The sequence below is a fragment of the Streptomyces sp. NPDC088157 genome (genome assembly GCF_044741545.1).
In the GTDB taxonomy this organism is placed as follows: Bacteria; Actinomycetota; Actinomycetes; order Streptomycetales; family Streptomycetaceae; genus Streptomyces.
Window position 1 is genome coordinate 182,289 of record NZ_JBIUSU010000009.1, and the last position, 18,330, is coordinate 200,618.

Genomic DNA, 18,330 nt, shown 5'->3' on the forward strand with positions numbered 1-18,330 from the left:
CGCCCGCACAGAACCCGTACGGTCAACCGCCGTACGGGTTCTGCCCGTTGTGGGACCCGTGGGAATCGTACGGATGCCGCGGCGACGGGGCGTGCGGCACGGTCGCGCCCTGCTGGTACGGGTTGCCCTGGGGGTACGGGTTGCCCTGGAGATACGGATTGCCCTGGGGGTACGACTGCCCCGGGCCCGGTGCGTACGGGTGTCCGTGCTGCTGTCCGTACGGATGTCCCTGCTGCGGCACCTGCGGGGGCACCTGGGGCGGCTCCCCCACGGGCGTCGGTGGCAGGGTGGCCGGATGAGCCGTCAGCCGGATGCCGTAGCGCTGCTTGAGGCGGCGCATCTCGAGCAGCGCGAGCCCTGTGACCGTCACCGGTGCGCCCAGGATGAAGACGATGCCCAGGGTGAGGCTCAGGCCGTGCAGATCACCGGTGAACAGGTCGGGGACGGCCATCAGCCAGGCCGTCACCGTGGCGAGCAGCGGCGGCAGGCAGCGGTGCACCGCTGCGGAACCGAAGAAGTTCCCCGAGAGCCGGACGGCGCCGGCGATCAGCAGGACGGCCATCCAGAGGCCCACGAGATAGAGCAGCAACCTCGGCACCAGCCCGAACCTCTCGCTCGCCTGGAAGATCCCCACCGTGGCGAGGACACAGCCGACGAAGAGCAGCAGCAGCTTGAGCGAGTCGACCAGCGGCGTCCTCAGCTGCCGGACGGTACCGGTGCGCCGCCAGACCAAGAGCATCACGCCGACCGTCACAGGGGTGAGGACGAACAGCACGGCGGAGGCGATCACCGTGTTCTCCAGCATCTCCTCGAAGGCGAAACCGCCCTGCACGAAGGTGTAGACGCCGAGGGCCGCCACCGCCCCGGCGATGACCCTGCCGCGCTTGAGCCGTTCCACCGTCGGATCGAGCGCCTCCGGTATCCACACCGGATGGAACACCGCCGAAGCCACCCGATAGGGCTTCAGAAAGGAGCGGACGGTCAGCGAGCCGTCGGTCCAACTCCTGCGTGCACCGGTCACGTTGCTCTCCCCCGAGCGCTCGTCCTCATGATCGCCGGGGAGTCTACGGGAAGCGGACGGCCACGCGCCGCCCGCTTCCCGCTTCCCGCTTGTCTCCTGCGGTGACCGCTACCGGCCGCGCAGCTCCCGGTACTTGGCGACGAGGGCCTTGGTGGACGCGTCCAGACCGGGGACCTCGGCGCCCTCGGTCAGTGCGGGTTCGACGCGCTTGGCGAGCACCTTGCCGAGCTCCACTCCCCACTGGTCGAAGGAGTCGATGTTCCACACCGCGCCCTGCACGAACACCTTGTGCTCGTAGAGCGCGACGAGCTGGCCGAGGACCGAGGGGGTCAGCTCACGGGCGAGGATCGTGGTCGTGGGGTGGTCGCCCTTGAACGTCTTGTGGGCCACCAGTTCCTCGGGCACGCCCTCCGCACGCACCTCCTCGGGCGTCTTGCCGAAGGCCAGCGCCTGGGTCTGGGCGAAGAAGTTGGCCATGAGCAGGTCGTGCTGCGCCTTGAGCTCCTCGCTCAGCTCGGCGGCCGGCTCGGCGAAGCCGATGAAGTCCGCCGGGATGAGCTTCGTGCCCTGGTGGATGAGCTGGTAGTAGGCGTGCTGCCCGTTGGTGCCCGGCGTGCCCCAGACGATCGGGCCGGTCTGCCAGTCGACCGCCCTGCCGTCCCGGTCGACGGACTTGCCGTTGGACTCCATGTCCAGCTGCTGCAGATAGGCGGCGAACTTGGACAGGTAGTGGCTGTAGGGCAGCACGGCGTGCGACTGGGCGTCGTGGAAGTTGCCGTACCAGATGCCCAACAGGCCCAGCAGCAGCGGCACGTTGGACTCGGCGGGCGCGGTCCTGAAGTGCTCGTCGACGAGATGGAAGCCGTCGAGCATCTCGCGGAAGCGGTCCGGGCCGATGGCGATCATCAGCGACAGGCCGATCGCCGAGTCATAGGAGTAGCGGCCGCCGACCCAGTCCCAGAACTCGAACATGTTGGCCGTGTCGATGCCGAAGTCGGCGACCTTCTCGGCGTTCGTCGACAGCGCGACGAAGTGCTTGGCGACGGCCGCCCGTCCCCCACCCTCGACTTCGCTCGAGCGGGAGGCGCCCCCATCGAGGGCGTCCAGCAGCCAGGTGCGGGCCGAGGTCGCGTTGGTGATCGTCTCGATGGTGGTGAAGGTCTTCGACGCGATGATGAACAGCGTCTCCGCGGGGTCCAGGTCGCGGGTGGCCTCGTGCAGGTCGGCGCCGTCCACGTTCGACACGAAACGGACCGTGAGGTCGCGGTCGGTGTAGCCGCGCAGCACCTCGTAGGCCATCGCCGGGCCCAGGTCGGAGCCGCCGATGCCGATGTTCACCACGTTGCGGATACGGCGGCCGGTGTGGCCGGTCCAGGCGCCGGAGCGGACCCGCTCGGCGAATCCCGCCATCTTGTCGAGGACGGCGTGCACCGCCGGGACGACGTTCTCGCCGTCGACCTCGATCACCGCGTCGCGCGGGGCGCGCAGGGCGGTGTGCAGGACGGCTCGGCCCTCGGTGGTGTTGATCTTCTCGCCGCGGAACAGGGCGTCCCTGAGGCCGAAGACGTCGGTGGCGGCTGCCAGTTCGCGCAGGTGCCGCAGCGTCTCGTCGGTGACGAGGTGCTTGGAGTAGTCGATGTGCAGGTCACCGACCTGCAGCGTGTATCCGGCGCCGCGCCCGGGATCGGCGGCGAACAGCTCCCGCAGCCGTACCCCGCCGAGTTCCTCGCGGTGTTTGGCCAGAGCGGTCCACTCGGGCGTCTGGTTGAGCCTCGTACGGCCGTCTGCGTTCATGTCGGACTTCAGCCCTCTTCCTCATCTGTCCGTGCTGCGCACGCTTGCCCCGCCGGTTCCAACCTAGTTGATCAGCGCGGCACGTGAGCGGACGTGCCGCTGTCGTGCGGGGCGACAACAGGTACGTCCGACTTGCCCACGGGTATCAACGCGGCGACGGCGAGTGCGAGGAGCAGGGCCGTGGAGGCGTCGTCGGAGCGCGGCTGAAGGGTGGTCAGCGGGAAGGCGGGGAGAGCGGCAGGGGGACGGAGGCATGGCCGGGGCCCGCGAGGAGCGCGCGGGCGGCGACGAGCAGCCCGCGTACGGCGTCCACGGCCCGCCGGCGAACAGCCGCCCGTGCGGGAAACAGGTCCGGCCAGGCACCCTCGGATACCCGGCCGGTCTCGGTCGCTAGATCTCGCCTCGCAGTTTGGCGAGCGCCTCGGCGAGGATCGCCTCGCCGTCCGCGTCGCTGCGTCGCTCCCGCACATAGGCGAGGTGCGTCTTGTAGGGCTCGGTGCGCGGCGGGGCCGGGGGGTTGTCCCGGTCCTGCCCGGCGGGAAAGCCGCAGCGCGGGCAGTCCCAGGTGTCGGGAACCTGCGCGTCGCTGGCGAAGCTGGGCACCGTCTCGTGTCCGTTGGAGCACCAGAAGGAGATGCGCAGACGCGGCGCGGACTCGCCCCGCTCGGCCTCGCCCATCGGCCCCGCCCCGACCCGGCTTCCTCGGATCGCGTTGCCACTTGCCACGGTCGTAACTCCCTGCGTGATGGTGCCGCGAAGCGAGTCGGCGTTTCGCTTCACTGCGAGCGCCTCAGTCTACGTAAGGCCCAACGCGCGTCCAGTGATTGGAGTTACAGCTTCCACACCAAGACGCAAGCCCCATGATAGGCCGCGCTCAGCTGCGCGTACCGAACATGGGGCGTTACGTACCGGAATGTGCGTGCCTGTGCGAAGCTGATCAGCTGTTCGTCTTCATCACGATGCCGAGAACGATGATGCAGGCGAACCACAGCAGACCGATCACGACGGTGATGCGGTCCAGGTTGCGCTCGGCGACCGAGGAGCCGCCGACGGAGGACTGCATGCCGCCGCCGAACATGTCGGAGAGGCCGCCGCCCTTCCCCTTGTGCATCAGCACCAGCAGCATCAGCAGCAGGCTGAAGACGATCAGGGCGATCGAGAACCCCAAAACCACGGCTGAACCAACTTCCTCGGATTCGGATAACGACTGGGACGAACAACGGGGGCACAGCGTCGTTGTCCATGTGCGGCTCCGCCGCGTGGCGCTGTGCCCCCGCAAGGGTACGACGGATCGTCCCTACCGCATACTCACGGTTCGGATCACTGATCGCGGAAGCGCACGATCTTGACGAACTCGTCGGCGTCCAGCGAGGCGCCGCCGACCAGCGCGCCGTCGATGTCGGCCTGCGCCATGATCTCGGCGACGTTGCCGGACTTCACGGAGCCGCCGTACTGGATACGGACCTGGTCGGCCAGATCCTGGCTGTAGAGCTCGGCGATCTTGGCGCGGATGGCGGCGCAGACCTCCTGCGCGTCCTCGGCGCCGCAGACCTTGCCGGTGCCGATGGCCCACACGGGCTCGTAGGCGATCACGACGGACTCGGCCTGCTCGGCCGGGACGTCCTTGAGGCCACCCTCGACCTGGGTGAGCGTGTGCGTCACGTGATTGCCCGCCTCGCGGACCTCCAGCTCCTCACCGACGCACAGGATCGGCGTCAGGCCGTGCTTGTAGGCGGCCTTCACCTTGGCGTTCACGACCGCGTCGGTCTCGTGGTGGTACTGGCGGCGCTCGGAGTGGCCGACGGCCACGTACGTGCACTTGAGTTTGGCCAGCATCGAACCGGAGATCTCGCCGGTGTAGGCGCCGGAGTCGTGCGCCGAGACGTCCTGGGCGCCGTACTTGATCTTGAGCTTGTCGCCGTCGACCAGGGTCTGCACGGAACGCAGGTCGGTGAAGGGCGGCAGGACGGCGACCTCACAGGCCTCGTAGTCCTTGTCGGCCAGGGCGAAGGCGAGCTTCTGCACGTGGGCGATGGCCTCGAGGTGGTTGAGGTTCATCTTCCAGTTGCCCGCCATCAGCGGCGTACGAGTGGTCATGCGGGGTCAGTCCTCCAGTGCGGCGAGACCGGGGAGCGTCTTGCCCTCGAGGTATTCGAGGGAGGCGCCGCCGCCGGTCGAGATGTGGCCGAATGCCGTCTCGTCGAATCCCAGGATGCGGACGGCCGCGGCGGAGTCGCCGCCGCCGACGACCGTGAAGGCCGGGGAGTCGATGAGGGCCTGGGCGACCGCCTTGGTGCCCTCGGCGTAGTCGGGGTGCTCGAAGACGCCCATGGGGCCGTTCCAGAAGACGGTGCCGGCGTCGGCGAGCTTCGAGGCGTACAGCTTGCGGGTCTCCGGACCGATGTCCAGGCCCAGCTGGTCGGCGGGGATGGCGTCCGCGGCGACGGTGTGGGGGTTCGAAGGCGCCTTGGTCTTCAGGTCCGGGAACCCGGTGGAGGTCAGCACGTCGACGGGAAGGACCAGCTCGACGCCGTTCTTCTCGGCCCGCTCGATGTACTCCTGGACGACCGGGATCTGGTCCTCCTGGAGAAGGGACGCGCCGACCTCGTACCCCTTGGCCTTGAGGAAGGTGAAGACCATGCCGCCGCCGATGAGGAGGCGGTCCGCCTTACCGAGCAGCTGGTCGATGACGGCGAGTTTGTCGGAGACCTTGGAACCGCCGAGGGCGACGACGTAGGGCCGCTTGACGTCCTCGGTGAGCTTCTTCAGGACGGCGACCTCGGTGGCGATGAGGTAGCCGGCGGTGTGCGGCAGACGGGCCGGGAGGTCGAAGACCGAGGCGTGCTTGCGGTGCACGGCACCGAAGCCGTCGCCCACGTACAGGTCGGCGAGCTGTGCCAGCTGGTCGGCGAAGGCGCCGCGTTCGGCGTCGTCCTTGGACGTCTCCCCGGCGTTGAAGCGCAGGTTCTCGATGACGGCGACCTGGCCGTCGGTGAGGCCCCCGACCGTGGACCGCGCGGACTCGCCGACCGTGTCGGTGGCGAAGGCCACGGCGGAACCGAGGAGTTCGCCCAGCCGCGCGGCGGCGGGAGCGAGGGAGAAGGCCGGGTCCGGCGCACCCTTGGGACGGCCCAGGTGCGAGGCGACGACCACCCTGGCGCCCGCGTCCGCGAGGGCCTTGACGGTCGGCAGGACGGCGCGGATACGGCCGTCGTCGGTGATGGTGCCGCCGTCGAGCGGCACGTTGAGGTCGGCGCGGACGAAGACCCGCTTGCCTGCGACGCCTTCGGCGAGAAGTTCGTCGATCGTCTTCATTACGGGGGCTCCTGAGAAGGGCTCGTGGTGCCGGTGATCGCTCGTGACCGCCGGCGACCGTGAAGAAGGCTGATCCGTACGTGCGTCAGGGCTCGGGCGGCGCGTCCCTGCGCCGCCCGAGCCCTGCACTCACATCAAGGTGCCTGATCCGACGATCAGAGCTGATTGCCGACGAAGACCGTGAGGTCGACGAGGCGGTTGGAGTAGCCCCACTCGTTGTCGTACCAGCCGAGGATCTTCACCGAGTTGCCCTCCTGGACCATGGTCAGGGAGGAGTCGAAGGTGCAGGAGGCCGGGTCGCTGACGATGTCCGAGGAGACGATCGGGTCCTCGGTGTAGGCCAGGTAACCCTTGAGGTCGCCGTCCTCGGAGGCCTTCTTGAACGCGGCGTTGACCTCGTCCTTGGTCACCTCGCGCTGGAGGGTCACGACCAGGTCGGTGGCCGAGCCGGTCGGGACCGGCACGCGCATGGCGATGCCGTCGAGCTTGCCCTTGAGCTGCGGGAGGACCAGCGCGGTGGCCTTGGCGGCGCCCGTGGTGGTCGGGATGATGTTCTCGGCGGCGGCGCGGGCGCGACGCAGGTCCGAGTGCGGGAAGTCCAGGATGCGCTGGTCGTTGGTGTACGCGTGGACCGTCGTCATCAGACCCTTGACGATGCCGAAGTTCTCGTCGAGGACCTTGGCCATCGGCGCCACACAGTTGGTGGTGCAGGAGGCGTTGGAGATGACGTGGTGGTTGGCCGCGTCGTACTTGTCCTGGTTGACGCCCATCACGATGGTGATGTCCTCGTCCTTGGCCGGAGCCGAGATCAGGACCTTCTTGGCGCCGCCGGCGATGTGCTTCTCGGCGTCGGCCTTCTTGGTGAAGATGCCGGTGGACTCGATCACGATGTCGACGCCCAGGTCGCCCCACGGGATGTCCGCCGGGTTGCGCTCGGACAGCACCTTGATGGTGTGACCGTCGACGGTGATCGTGTCGGCGGTGTGCGACACCTCGGCCTTGAGGCGGCCCAGGATGGTGTCGTACTTGAGCAGATGTGCGGTGGTCGCGGTGTCACCCAGGTCGTTGACAGCCACGATCTCGATGTCAGCACCCTGCTCCAGCAGCGCGCGGAAGTAGTTACGACCGATGCGGCCAAAGCCGTTGATGCCTACGCGGATCGTCACGAACCGATCTCCTCGTTGGTACGCCGGCTATGCGGTGCCGGCGAGCTGTATTTGGGATGTCCCCGACCAACCCCGACCCTACCTCTCCGAGGCCGCCGGGGTGACATCGACTCCGCCCATACACGGCAGGGCGGTCCGTACCCGCCAGTAGGGGTACGGACCGCCCGGGCCGGAAAGCCCGATCGCTCGATTTGATTACGAACCGTCACACGGTGTTGACTGCCGCGTTTCAGCTCTCAAGTGAGGCGAGCGCCTTTCCGATGAGCACCTTGCGGTCGGTCGCCGAGGTCACGTGCTCCAGGCCGAAGCCCAGCAGGACGGTGTCGTCGGTGGTGACCGCTCCGTAGGTCTGGAACAGGGCGCCGGTGCGCGCCCAGTCCTTCAGGACGGCCGGGCTGCCCGCGGGAGGACCCGAGGCCCGCCAGGCGCCGAGCGACGTCTCGAAGCCCTCCGTCTCGGTGGCGGCGCCGCCGACGACCAGCGAGGCGTCGTCCGCGAGCACTCCGTGGCCGCCGCTGCCGGGGTCGGTGACGTAGGCGATCGAGATCTCGACGTTCTTGCCCGCGTAGCCGCTCAGGTCGAAGTTCACCTGCTGCCAGCCGCTGGAGGCACCGGTGAGCGCGTTCCAGGAGCCGGTGGTGCCGGTCGCGGCGCAGTCGCCGGAACCGAGGGTGAGGTAGTGCCCCAGCCACGGGTGCTCGTTGACGTAGAAGCCGGCGCCGCACTCCGCGGGTACGGCGGTGCTGGTGGCGCCGCCCGCCTCGGGCAGCGTCGTCCAGTCGTCGGCGCCGACCGTGTGGATCTCGACGACCGCGTTGTCGTACCCGGGCTCGGTGTCCCACAGCAGCCGGGCGCGCAGGGCCGGCTTGCTCGCCGCGGCGACACCACTGAGGTCGATGGTGCGGGTGAGGCGCTTGTAGCCGTCGTCGGTGTGCACGGCGGCGGCCATGTACGAGCCCGTGTACGGCCCGTACGGGTTGACCGTCCCGGCGAACTGACCGGCACCGGCGCTGGCGAACCGCGGGTACGCGCCGGCCGGCAGCTCGTCCGACGTGACGCCGTAGGTACCCGCCCTGTCGAGCGGGTTGCCGGTCGCCGGGCCGAGGGCCCCGCTGAGACCGCCGAGCCTGCCGGAGCCGGTGAAGCCGGTGGCGCCGGGGGTCGACGTACGCGAGTAGGCGCCCAGGTAGTACTGGCTGAAGTCGTTCGACGGAGTGCCGTCGGCGAGGGCGACGCTGCCGCCGGCCAGTTCGCCCGCCTCGATCAGCTTGCCGCCCTCGTTGAGGAAGGCACGCAGTTCGAGCTGGGTCGGATTGCCGGGGACGCTCGCGCCCGTGTAGTGGACGACCGTGTCGAAGTGGCTCAGCACGCCGAGCGCGTCGGGCGCGCCCTGGGTGGCGACGTCCCAGACGATCGCCCTGCGGCCGTTGGCCTTCAGCGCGTCGACGTAGGTCCGCGCCTGTGTGGCGGCCGTGCCTTCCTCGGCCACGACGAGGGTGTCGGCCTTGGCCCGCTCGGCGATCGTGTAGGTGAAGTGCGCGCTGGAGACCTTCTTGCCGTTCCTGGTCTCGCCCGTGAACCACACCTCGACCTTGTCGCCCGGCTCGCCGTCCTTCACCTCGGCCCGGTACTCGTCGAAGTAGAGGTCGTCCTCACCGCCGTAGGTCTCGCCGCCCTTCCAGGCCTTGAGCCTGCGGTCCCGGGTACGGCCGTCGTTCACGCGGTACCGGAGCTCCTTGTCACGCACCGCCTTGCGTGCGACGACGGAGATCTCCTGGTCCGCGCCGCGCGAGTACGACGTGGTGAACGGCGCCGGGGTGAAGTCGGCGGCGCTCAGGCCGACCGAGGACGACGGCGTGTCGGGGTGCGCGGCGGTCTCGGCGACGGAGAGCGCGAACGGGACGTTCTTGGCGAACTCGTCCTGGATCAGCTTCTCGTCGTCCGGGAAGTTGAAGACCGACTGGCAGTCGGAGGCGTTCCACTGGTCGTTCGGGTCGAGGCCCGACGCGGTCTGGCAGGTCGACATCTCGGGGGTGAACATCCCCATGCCGTTGACGTTCGACGCGTGCCCGTCGGCCTCGCCGTTGGTCGTGTACAGCTCCGAGGAGACCTGCGGGTGGTAGCCCGGGACCGCGGAGTTGTCGGGGGTGCCGGCGAGCGCCTTGTAGACGACGTCGTCCGGGGTGTCGGTGGCGACCTGCCAGCCGACGCCGTAGAGGAGCAGCTGGGCGGCGGAGTGGTAGTTGATGCCGTACGTGAACCCGATCCGCTTCTCGAAGGCGTCGAGCGCCTTGGTCTCCGGTTCGGAGGCGGGGCTCGCGCCGCGGTAGGTCTCGCTGGTGGGGTTGGGGGACGAACCCTCGTTGTCGTAGCCCCACTTGTAGGCGAAGTTGCGGTTGAGGTCGACGCCGTCGCCGGTGGAGATCGCACCGTCGCCGTTGACGTCCCGCAGGTTCTTGCGCCAGAGCCGGTTGTCGGTGTTCTGGAAGGTGTAGTCGTAGCCGTCGGGGTTGGCCGACAGGACGAACCACAGCTCGCTGGAGTCGACGATCTTCCGGACGCGCCGGTCGGTCCCGTAGTTGTCCAGGTAGTAGTGCATCAGCCGCCGGGTCATCTCGGGGGTGATCCACTCACGCGCGTGCTGGTTGGACATGTACAGGACCGACGGCTTGGAGCCGTCCGTGGACTTCTTCGCGTTCTTGGTCAGCTTGAGGGCGAGGATGTCCTGGCCGTCGACGGTCTTGCCGATGGAGACGACCTTGGTGAGGCCCGGGTTCTCCTGGCCGGTGCGGAGGATCTCCTCCCGCAGGCCGCCGCTGCCGCTGTAGGGGCGGAACACTCCGTCGGCGGCCGCGTCGAGACGGTCCTCCGCCTTGGCCGAAAGAGTGTGCTCGGTGAGCTCGACACCCTGCTTCTCGAGCTTCCCGGCCTGCTTGTCGGTGAGGTAGACCTCGACCGTCGCGGTGCCCTTCTCGGGTACCTGCTCGCTGAGTTCCTGACCGTCCTGGCCCGTCGCCAGCAGCAGGGGTACCTGCTGCTGGGTGACGTCGGCCCGGAAGACCTTGACCTCGTCCGCGTCGGGTTTCGGTGTGTTGCCGGGCTGTGCCTGGGCGACGGGTACGAGCGCCGCTCCGCCGAGCAGCAGCGCGCCGACAGCGAGGATCGATCTCGCTCTTCGTCTCATGAACCCCCCTAGCCTGAGTTCGCCCCAGCAGCGAACTCTGCCAGGCTCATGACAGTTCATGATCCAGTCAAGGGCGCCTCATGGCCACGCAAACGCCGGTGGTGTCGCCCAAATGGGCGACACCACCGGCGTTCTGAAGGGAAGTCAGCCGACCAGGTTGTCGGCGAGGTCGTCGCTGAGGTTGGCGTCCGTACCCGGGATACCGAGGTCGGAGGCACGCTTGTCGGCCATCGCCAGCAGCCGGCGGATCCGCCCGGCGACCGCGTCCTTCGTCAGCGGCGGGTCGGCGAGCGCGCCCAGCTCCTCCAGGGAGGCCTGCTTGTGGTCCATGCGGAGCCGGCCGGCCGCCGCCAGGTGCTCGGGCACGTCGTCCGCGAGGATCTCCAGGGCGCGCTGGACGCGAGCGCCCGCGGCGACGGCGGCGCGCGCCGAACGGCGCAGGTTGGCGTCGTCGAAGTTCGCGAGACGGTTCGCCGTGGCGCGCACCTCGCGGCGCATCCGGCGCTCCTCCCAGGCCAGCACCGACTCGTGCGCGCCCAGCCGGGTGAGCAGCGCGCCGATCGCGTCGCCGTCGCGGACCACGACCCGGTCGACCCCGCGCACCTCGCGGGCCTTCGCGGCGATGGACAGCCGACGGGCGGCACCGACCAGCGCGAGCGCGGCCTCCGGGCCCGGGCAGGTCACCTCCAGGGAGGACGAGCGACCGGGCTCGGTGAGCGAGCCGTGCGCCAGGAAGGCCCCGCGCCAGGCCGCCTCCGCGTCGCAGGTCGCGCCGGAGACCACCTGCGGGGGCAGACCCCGGATCGGACGGCCGCGGCCGTCCACGAGCCCCGTCTGCCGGGCCAGCTGGTCACCGCCGGCGACCACCCGCACGACATAGCGCGAGCCTCGGCGCAGGCCGCCCGGGGCCATCACGATCAGCTCCGAGCTGTGGCCGAAGATCTCCAGAATGTCCCGCTTGAGCCGACGGGCCGCCATCGCCGTGTCCAGCTCCGCCTCGATCACGATGCGCCCGCTCACCAGGTGGAGGCCGCCGGCGAACCGCAGAATGGCGGAGACCTCCGCCTTTCTGCAGCAGGTCCGGGTGACGGGAAGCCGGGAAATCTCATCCTTCACCGCTGCCGTCATCGCCATGGGCCGATCCTTCCATGCATCCGAAAAATACGGTCGTACGCGGCGGCCAACAGCTCCGGGTCATGCCTCGGGGTTCCGTCGGGCCGGGCCACCGGCGCCAGCTCGACCGCGGCGCCGAACCTTTTGGCGGCGTCGGTCAGCGAGTCGCGGTCGGGCACGGCGGCCACGTCGGCCAGCACCACGTCCAGGGCGAGTTTAGGGGCGTGTCGTCCCAAAACCTCCAAATGACGCTGCGGGGAGAAGCCGTCGGTTTCTCCGGGCTGCGGGGCGAGGTTCAGGGAGAGCACCCGGCGCGCCTTCGTCTCCATGAGGGCGTCCAGCAGATCGGGCACCAGCAGGTGCGGCATGACCGAGGAGAACCAGGAGCCGGGCCCGAGCACCACCCAGTCGGCGTCCAGGACGGCGTCGACCGCCTCCGGGACGGCCGGCGGGTCGTTCGGCACCAGGTGCACGGACTGCACCTCCCCGGGCGTCAACGCCACGGTCGCCTGTCCCCGTACGGTGTCGACGTCGTCCGGCCGCTCCGGGTCGTGCCCCTTGACCAGCGCCTGCAGCTCCAGCGGCACCGCGGACATGGGCAGCACGCGGCCCTGCGCGCCGAGCAGCTTGCCGACCAGGTCCAGAGCCTGGACGTGGTCGCCGAGCTGCTCCCACAGGGCGACGATCAGCAGGTTTCCCACCGCGTGGCCGTTGATCTCGCCCTGCGACTGGAAACGGTGCTGGATGACCCGGGCCCAGGTCTGGCCCCAGTCGTCGTCACCGCACAGGGCGGCGAGCGCCTTGCGCAGGTCCCCGGGCGGCAGCACGCCCAGCTCCTCGCGCAGACGTCCGCTGGAACCACCGTCGTCGGCCACCGTGACGACACCGGTGAGGTCGCCGGTGATCCGGCGCAGCGCGGTGAGCGAGGCGGACAGTCCCATACCGCCGCCGAGGGCGACGACCTTGGGCTGAGTGCCGCGGCGGCGCGGTTTGCCGCCCCGGGCCTCGACCGGCCGGCTCACGCGCCCGTCGGGGGCGACCCTGCGCAGCCGGCCGAGCCGTGGAGAACGTCCTGTCATTCCCGTCCCATGTCCCGGTGCACGACCACCGTCTCCACGCCCTCGGCCGCGAGACGCGCGGCGAGCTTCTCCGACATGGCCACCGAGCGGTGCTTGCCGCCGGTACAGCCGACCGCGATGGTCACGTAGCGCTTGCCCTCCCGGCGGTAGCCCGCGGCCACCAGCTGGAGGAGCTCGGCGTACCGGTCGAGGAACTCCTTGGCACCGGGCTGGTTGAGGACGTACGCCGAGACCTCCTCGTTGAGGCCGGTGTAGGGGCGCAGCTCCGGTACCCAGTGCGGGTTGGGCAGAAAGCGCATGTCCACGACGAGGTCGGCGTCGACCGGCAGGCCGTACTTGAAGCCGAAGGACATGACGGTGGCCCGCAGCTCGGGCTCCTCGTCACCGGCGAACTGGGCGTCCATCTTGGCGCGCAGTTCGTGCACGTTGAGGCTGGAGGTGTCGATCACCAGGTCGGCGTCGCCGCGCAGCTCACGCAGCAGCTCGCGCTCGGCGTCGATGCCGTCGACGATGCGGCCGTCGCCCTGCAGCGGGTGCGGGCGGCGCACCGACTCGAAGCGGCGCACCAGGGCGTCGTCGGAGGACTCCAGGAAGACGATCCGCCGGGTGACGCTCTTCGACTCGAGGTCGGCGAGGGACTCGCGGAGGTTGTCGAAGAAGCGCCGGCCGCGGACGTCGACGACGACCGCGATCCGCGCCACGTTGCCCTGGGAGCGGGCGCCCAGCTCCACCATGGTGGGGATCAGGGCGGGTGGGAGGTTGTCGACGACGAACCAGCCGAGGTCCTCCAGACACTTGGCTGCCGTCGAGCGGCCCGCCCCGGACATGCCGGAGATGATCACCAGCTCGGGGATGGCCGCCTCGGGGATCCCGGGCGGCGTGACGTCCGTACTCACCTGTGCTCCGTCTTCCTGGCGTACTTCTTGCTGAGGGGTGTCGGTGACCGCGGGGTGCGCGGTGGAATCCTCACCGGGTTTCCCGGGTCCCTGCCGGGGCGCGGCCGTGGGCACCGTAGTGGGCGCCTGTTCCTGCTCTGCCGTGGGGTGTGCTTCGTGCTCGGTCATGTCTCCTGCCCCCGTCGCTCTTCCGGGGCGCCCGTCTTCACGGGATCTCCGGGGAATCCCGCCGTCGTATCGGGTTCCTCATCATCAATGATCTCTCCGGTCGCCGTGTTCACGGCGGGGGCGGGAGATGCGGCCCGCGCGAGGGCCACGGCGATGGTCTCGGCCGTCTTGCGGCCTATGCCCGGGACCTCGCAGATCTGGTCGATCGTCGCGGCCCGCAGCCTCTTCACCGAGCCGAAGTGCTTGATCAGTGCCTGCTTGCGCGCCTCGCCGAGGCCGGGCACCTCGTCCAGCGGGCCGGCGCGGAAGCGCTTGGCACGCTTCGTGCGCTGATAGGTGATCGCGAAGCGGTGGGCCTCGTCGCGCACGCGCTGGAGCAGGTAGAGACCCTCGCTGCTGCGCGGCAGGACGACCGGGTCGTCGTCGTCCGGCACCCAGACCTCCTCCAGGCGCTTGGCGAGGCCGCAGACGGCGATGTCGTCGATACCGAGCTCGTCCAGTGCCCGCTTGGCCGCCGCGACCTGCGGCTGTCCGCCGTCGACGACGACGAGCTGGGGCGGGTAGGCGAAGCGCTTGGGGCGGCCGTCGTCGTCCTTGAGGCTGCTGGTCAGGGGCGCTTCGCCGGCGTCGGCGAGGGCGGTGCCGGTGTCGTCGGCGAGGGCGTCCTCGCCGTCGGTCCACTCCCCCGTCCGCTCCTTCTCGGCGATGTAGCGCCGGAAGCGGCGGGTGATCACCTCGTGCATGGAGCGGACGTCGTCCTGGCCCTCGAAGCCCTTGATCTGGAAGCGGCGGTACTCGCTCTTGCGCTGGAGTCCGTCCTCGAAGACGACCATGGAGGCCACGACGTCGTCGCCCTGCAGGTGCGAGATGTCGTAGCACTCGATCCGGAGCGGCGCGCTGTCCAGGTCGAGGGCCTCGGCGATCTCCTCGAGGGCGCGCGACCGCGTCGTCAGGTCGGAGGCGCGCTTGGTCTTGTGCAGGACGAGCGCCTGCTGCGCGTTGCGTGCGACGGTCTCCATCAGGGCCTTCTTGTCGCCCCGCTGCGGGATCCGCAGTGACACGTTGGACCCGCGGCGCTCGGTGAGCCACTCCTGGACGGGTTCGACGGGCTCGGGCAGGGCGGGGACCAGGACCTCCTTGGGCACGGAGTCGCCCCGCTCCTCGCCGTACAGCTGCTGGAGGGCGTGCTCCACGAGGGCGCCGGTCGTGACGTCCTCGACCTTGTCGGTCACCCAGCCGCGCTGACCGCGTACGCGTCCGCCCCGTACGTGGAAGATCTGGACGGCCGCCTCCAGCTCGTCCTCGGCGACCGCGATCAGGTCGGCGTCGGTCGCGTCCGCGAGCACGACCGCGTTCTTCTCCATGGCCTTCTTCAGGGCCTCGATGTCGTCGCGCAGACGGGCGGCCCGCTCGTACTCCATCTCCTCGGCCGCCTCCATCATCTGCCTCTCCAGACGGCGGAGGTAGGTGCCGGTGCGGCCGGCCATGAAGTCGCAGAAGTCCTCGGCGAGTTCGCCGTGCTCCTCGGCGGAGATCCGGCCGACGCACGGCGCGGAGCACTTGCCGATGTAGCCGAGCAGACAGGGCCTGCCGGTGCGGGCGGCGTTCTTGAAGACGCCGGCGGAGCAGGTGCGCACGGGGAAGACCCGCAGCAGCAGGTCGACCGTGTCCCGGATCGCCCACGCGTGCGCGTACGGCCCGAAATACCTGACGCCCTTCTTCTTGTGGCCGCGCATCACCTGGACGCGCGGGAACTCCTCGTTCATCGTCACCGCGAGGTACGGGTAGCTCTTGTCGTCGCGGTACTTGACGTTGAACCGGGGGTCGTACTCCTTGATCCAGGAGTACTCCAGCTGGAGCGCCTCGACCTCCGTGGACACCACCGTCCACTCCACGGACGCGGCCGTGGTGACCATCGTGCGGGTGCGCGGGTGAAGGCCGGCCAGGTCCTGGAAGTAGTTCGCCAGGCGTTGGCGCAGGCTCTTCGCCTTTCCGACGTAGATCACCCGGCGGTGCTCGTCGCGGAATCGGTACACCCCGGGAGAGTCCGGGATCTGTCCCGGCTTGGGGCGGTAGCTGGAGGGGTCGGCCATGTCTCACACCCTACTGGCGCGCGGTGACACTCCGGTGGGCTGTGGACGACGGCCGGGTGTCCGCCGGGGCCGCAAACGAGCGGGCGCCGGGGGCGGGCCCCGGAGGCACCGACTCGGCCACACGCACGTGCCACTCGGGCATCAGGTGTTGTCGGGACTTGGTCAACACGCTTCAATGCGGGGGAACTCGGGCCCTGAGGGCCGCCTTACGGATGTGAAGGAGTTCCGGCGACGCCGGCCGGGGCCCCGACCACCCACACGAACGGTCCGACCAGCCGTCGTGAGCATTCACAGAGAGGCCCCTGCATGCCGTACGCCACACAGCACGCGGACGCCGCCGTCGACGCCGCCTCCGCGGAACTGGACACGGCCCTGCGAGGCGGTCCTTTCCACGTGGCGCTGCGTGCCGCGATCGCCGCCCGTGGCCTGCCCCTGCAACGCGTCCAGCACCATCTGTCGCGTTACGGGGTGAAGGTGGGTGTGACGAGCCTGAGTTACTGGCAGCAGGGCGCCCGGCGGCCGCAGCGCCCCGAGTCGCTGCGCGCCGTACGCGCGCTGGAGGAGATCCTGCATCTGCCGGACGAGTCCCTGATCCGGCTGCTCGCGGAGCCCGACGGCGGCGACGGCGGCACGGTGCCGGGACAGTCCGCGGGCCGGTCCTACCGCTCGCTCCTGGAGGCCTCCGGCATCCTCGAACAACTGCTCGGTGAACTGGAGTGCCCTGTCGACGGGGGGCTGCACACCCTGGGTCACCACGAGCGCGTCCGCATCGGGTCGCGCCGGGAGCTCCTGGGACGCGAGTCGCAGCACATCGTGCGCGCCCACCGCGACGGCGTGGACCGCTTCGTGGCCGTCCACCACGGCGACCCCGGATGCGCGCCGGAGCGGATGACGGTGCACGCCCTGGAGAACTGCCGGGCCGGCCGCGTCCGCCGCCACCACGGCACCGGTGTGCTTGTGGCCGAGCTCCTCTTCGACACCCGCCTGCGGGCCGGCGACACCTTCCTCTTCCGCTACGGCGTCGAGGACGGCACCGCCGACGTGTCGCGCGAGTACGTCCGCGGCTTCGGCGCGGCGGGCGGCCAGTACGCCCTGCAGATCCGCTTCGACGAGAACGCCGTGCCCGTGCGCTGCCACCGGTTCACCCAGCACTCGGCGGCGGCCCCGCGCGGCGGTCGCCAGGAGCTGCCGCTCAGCGGCCGGCACCGCTCCGTACACCTCGTCGAACCACGGGTGCGGTCGGGCATGGTCGGCATCGGGTGGGACTGGGAGTGACGGGACTGGGAGTGACGGCGGTCGGCGGCCTCCGGCCCGCCGCCTCCGGTCCGGCCGGCCGGTCGAGCGGGCGGGCTGGCGGGCTGGCGGGCTGGCGGGCTGGCGGGTACTCCCCGAACGCCGCTCCGCCCGACCGTCCCGCCCGGGCCTTGCGGCTGCCCCGCTCCTTCGTTCCTCGCACGTCATGCGGCTGCCCCACGGACAATGGTCCGAGCAGTCGTGGACAGTCAGCGAAAGGAACCCGCCCCGTGATCGTCGTCGCCGGTGAAGCCCTGATCGACCTGGTACCGCAGGGCACCGGGGCTCTCGCGGGCCTACAGCCGGCGCTCGGTGGCGGCCCGTACAACACGGCCGTCGCCCTCGGCCGCCTGGGCTCGCCCACGGCCTTCTGCTCCCGCACCTCGCAGGACGCCTTCGGCGAGGCGCTGCTCGACGGACTGCGGGACTCGGGTGTGGACGTGTCCGCGGTGCAGCGCGGTCCGGAGCCGACCACCCTCGCGGTCGCCACCCTCGACGGGAACGGTTCGGCCGCCTACTCCTTCTACGTCGACGGCACCGCGGACCGCCTGTTCACGACCCCGGACACGCTGCCCGCGGGCACGCGCGCGGTGTCCTTCGGCACCTGCTCGCTCGTCCTGGAGCCGGGGGCGAGCGCGTACGAGGAGCTGCTGCGGGCCGCCTCCGCGCAGGGGCTGTTCACGACGCTCGACCCGAACGTCCGAGCCGGGCTGATCCCCGACGCCGACGCCTACCGGGCCCGTTTCAAGAGCTGGCTGCCCTCGGTGTCCCTGCTCAAGCTCTCCGAGGAGGACGCGTCGTGGCTGGGCGGCACCCCGCGCGAGTGGCTGTCCGCCGGTCCGTCGGCCGTCGTCATCACCCAGGGCGGCGACGGGCTGACCGCCTTCACCCAGGGCGGCGACGTGTACTCGGCGCCGGGCGAGCAGGTGGACGTCGTGGACACCATCGGCGCCGGGGACACCGTGAACGCGGCTCTGCTGCACGGCCTTTCGGTTCGGAACGCGCTGTCCCCGGCAGGGCTCGCGGACCTGGGCGCGGACGACTGGGAGCAGTTGCTGCGGTTCGCCGCCCGCGCGGCGGCGGTCACCTGCTCCCGGGCCGGCGCGGAACCGCCGTACGCCGCGGAACTGGGCCACGCCGCCGAACTGGGCCGGTTCCAGAACCTGTCCCGGTCGTGCCTCGACTAGCGGCCGAAGAAACGACGGACG

At 70.2% G+C, this 18,330-nt stretch carries 14 protein-coding genes; 2 read left to right on the top strand and 12 right to left on the bottom strand.

Annotated features, from left to right (window positions below):
* Nucleotides 1-22: 22 nt before the first annotated feature.
* The 12 genes from ACIPFH_RS32820 to uvrC all read right to left on the bottom strand — a co-directional run bounded on the left by ACIPFH_RS32820 (nt 23) and on the right by uvrC (nt 15,829).
* A complete protein-coding gene (locus ACIPFH_RS32820; RefSeq protein WP_401832225.1) occupies nt 23-1,021 on the bottom strand; it encodes a hypothetical protein in 999 nt (332 codons plus the stop codon).
* A 108-nt stretch (nt 1,022-1,129) separates the two neighbouring features.
* Nucleotides 1,130-2,815 (bottom strand): glucose-6-phosphate isomerase, encoded by a 1,686-nt coding sequence (gene pgi / locus ACIPFH_RS32825; RefSeq protein WP_401832227.1) that lies wholly within the window; start codon nt 2,813-2,815, stop codon nt 1,130-1,132.
* A 390-nt stretch (nt 2,816-3,205) separates the two neighbouring features.
* Entirely contained in the window at nt 3,206-3,541 is a 336-nt protein-coding gene (locus tag ACIPFH_RS32830; RefSeq protein ID WP_006373288.1) for an RNA polymerase-binding protein RbpA, read from the bottom strand.
* Between the two features lie 211 nt (nt 3,542-3,752).
* Nucleotides 3,753-3,983, bottom strand: coding sequence for a preprotein translocase subunit SecG (gene secG / locus ACIPFH_RS32835; protein ID WP_020131907.1), 231 nt, complete (start codon nt 3,981-3,983; stop codon nt 3,753-3,755).
* 152 nt (nt 3,984-4,135) lie between these two features.
* Nucleotides 4,136-4,912 (bottom strand): triose-phosphate isomerase, encoded by a 777-nt coding sequence (gene tpiA / locus ACIPFH_RS32840; RefSeq protein WP_401832230.1) that lies wholly within the window; start codon nt 4,910-4,912, stop codon nt 4,136-4,138.
* A 6-nt stretch (nt 4,913-4,918) separates the two neighbouring features.
* Complete coding sequence (locus ACIPFH_RS32845; protein WP_401832232.1) at nt 4,919-6,130, bottom strand: phosphoglycerate kinase; 1,212 nt, start codon at nt 6,128-6,130, stop codon at nt 4,919-4,921.
* 155 nt (nt 6,131-6,285) lie between these two features.
* Nucleotides 6,286-7,296 (bottom strand): type I glyceraldehyde-3-phosphate dehydrogenase, encoded by a 1,011-nt coding sequence (gene gap / locus ACIPFH_RS32850; RefSeq protein WP_057580303.1) that lies wholly within the window; start codon nt 7,294-7,296, stop codon nt 6,286-6,288.
* Between the two features lie 229 nt (nt 7,297-7,525).
* The gene (locus ACIPFH_RS32855) at nt 7,526-10,480 is read right to left on the bottom strand and encodes a M14 family zinc carboxypeptidase (protein WP_401832234.1); all 2,955 of its coding nucleotides are present in this window, start codon (nt 10,478-10,480) and stop codon (nt 7,526-7,528) included.
* A gap of 144 nt (nt 10,481-10,624) precedes the next feature.
* On the bottom strand, nt 10,625-11,614 hold the full coding sequence (whiA, locus tag ACIPFH_RS32860) for a DNA-binding protein WhiA (RefSeq protein WP_401832235.1): 990 nt from the start codon (nt 11,612-11,614) through the stop codon (nt 10,625-10,627).
* Nucleotides 11,605-12,672 carry a uridine diphosphate-N-acetylglucosamine-binding protein YvcK gene (gene yvcK / locus ACIPFH_RS32865; RefSeq protein ID WP_401832236.1) on the bottom strand — a complete coding sequence of 356 codons (1,068 nt, stop codon included), beginning with the start codon at nt 12,670-12,672 and terminating at the stop codon, nt 11,605-11,607. Before yvcK ends, whiA begins: the two co-directional genes overlap by 10 nt.
* Nucleotides 12,669-13,736 carry an RNase adapter RapZ gene (gene rapZ / locus ACIPFH_RS32870; RefSeq protein ID WP_401832239.1) on the bottom strand — a complete coding sequence of 356 codons (1,068 nt, stop codon included), beginning with the start codon at nt 13,734-13,736 and terminating at the stop codon, nt 12,669-12,671. Before rapZ ends, yvcK begins: the two co-directional genes overlap by 4 nt.
* Nucleotides 13,733-15,829, bottom strand: coding sequence for an excinuclease ABC subunit UvrC (uvrC, locus tag ACIPFH_RS32875; protein WP_401832240.1), 2,097 nt, complete (start codon nt 15,827-15,829; stop codon nt 13,733-13,735). Before uvrC ends, rapZ begins: the two co-directional genes overlap by 4 nt.
* Before the next feature lie 306 nt (nt 15,830-16,135).
* Between uvrC and ACIPFH_RS32880 the strand changes: the two genes are divergently transcribed.
* Complete coding sequence (locus ACIPFH_RS32880; RefSeq protein ID WP_401832241.1) at nt 16,136-17,104, top strand: hypothetical protein; 969 nt, start codon at nt 16,136-16,138, stop codon at nt 17,102-17,104.
* Between the two features lie 248 nt (nt 17,105-17,352).
* Entirely contained in the window at nt 17,353-18,309 is a 957-nt protein-coding gene (locus ACIPFH_RS32885; RefSeq protein ID WP_401832243.1) for a carbohydrate kinase, read from the top strand.
* Nucleotides 18,310-18,330: the final 21 nt, after the last annotated feature.

What these genes read in the sequence shown, in the direction of transcription:
- uvrC (WP_401832240.1), bottom strand. Translation starts at nt 15,829, where the DNA reads ATGGCCGACCCCTCCAGCTACCGCCCCAAGCCGGGACAGATCCCGGAC.
- ACIPFH_RS32880 (WP_401832241.1), top strand. Translation starts at nt 16,136, where the DNA reads ATGCCGTACGCCACACAGCACGCGGACGCCGCCGTCGACGCCGCCTCC.
- yvcK (WP_401832236.1), bottom strand. Translation starts at nt 12,672, where the DNA reads ATGACAGGACGTTCTCCACGGCTCGGCCGGCTGCGCAGGGTCGCCCCC.
- rapZ (WP_401832239.1), bottom strand. Translation starts at nt 13,736, where the DNA reads ATGACCGAGCACGAAGCACACCCCACGGCAGAGCAGGAACAGGCGCCC.
- ACIPFH_RS32845 (WP_401832232.1), bottom strand. Translation starts at nt 6,130, where the DNA reads ATGAAGACGATCGACGAACTTCTCGCCGAAGGCGTCGCAGGCAAGCGG.
- tpiA (WP_401832230.1), bottom strand. Translation starts at nt 4,912, where the DNA reads ATGACCACTCGTACGCCGCTGATGGCGGGCAACTGGAAGATGAACCTC.
- pgi (WP_401832227.1), bottom strand. Translation starts at nt 2,815, where the DNA reads ATGAACGCAGACGGCCGTACGAGGCTCAACCAGACGCCCGAGTGGACC.
- ACIPFH_RS32855 (WP_401832234.1), bottom strand. Translation starts at nt 10,480, where the DNA reads ATGAGACGAAGAGCGAGATCGATCCTCGCTGTCGGCGCGCTGCTGCTC.
- whiA (WP_401832235.1), bottom strand. Translation starts at nt 11,614, where the DNA reads ATGGCGATGACGGCAGCGGTGAAGGATGAGATTTCCCGGCTTCCCGTC.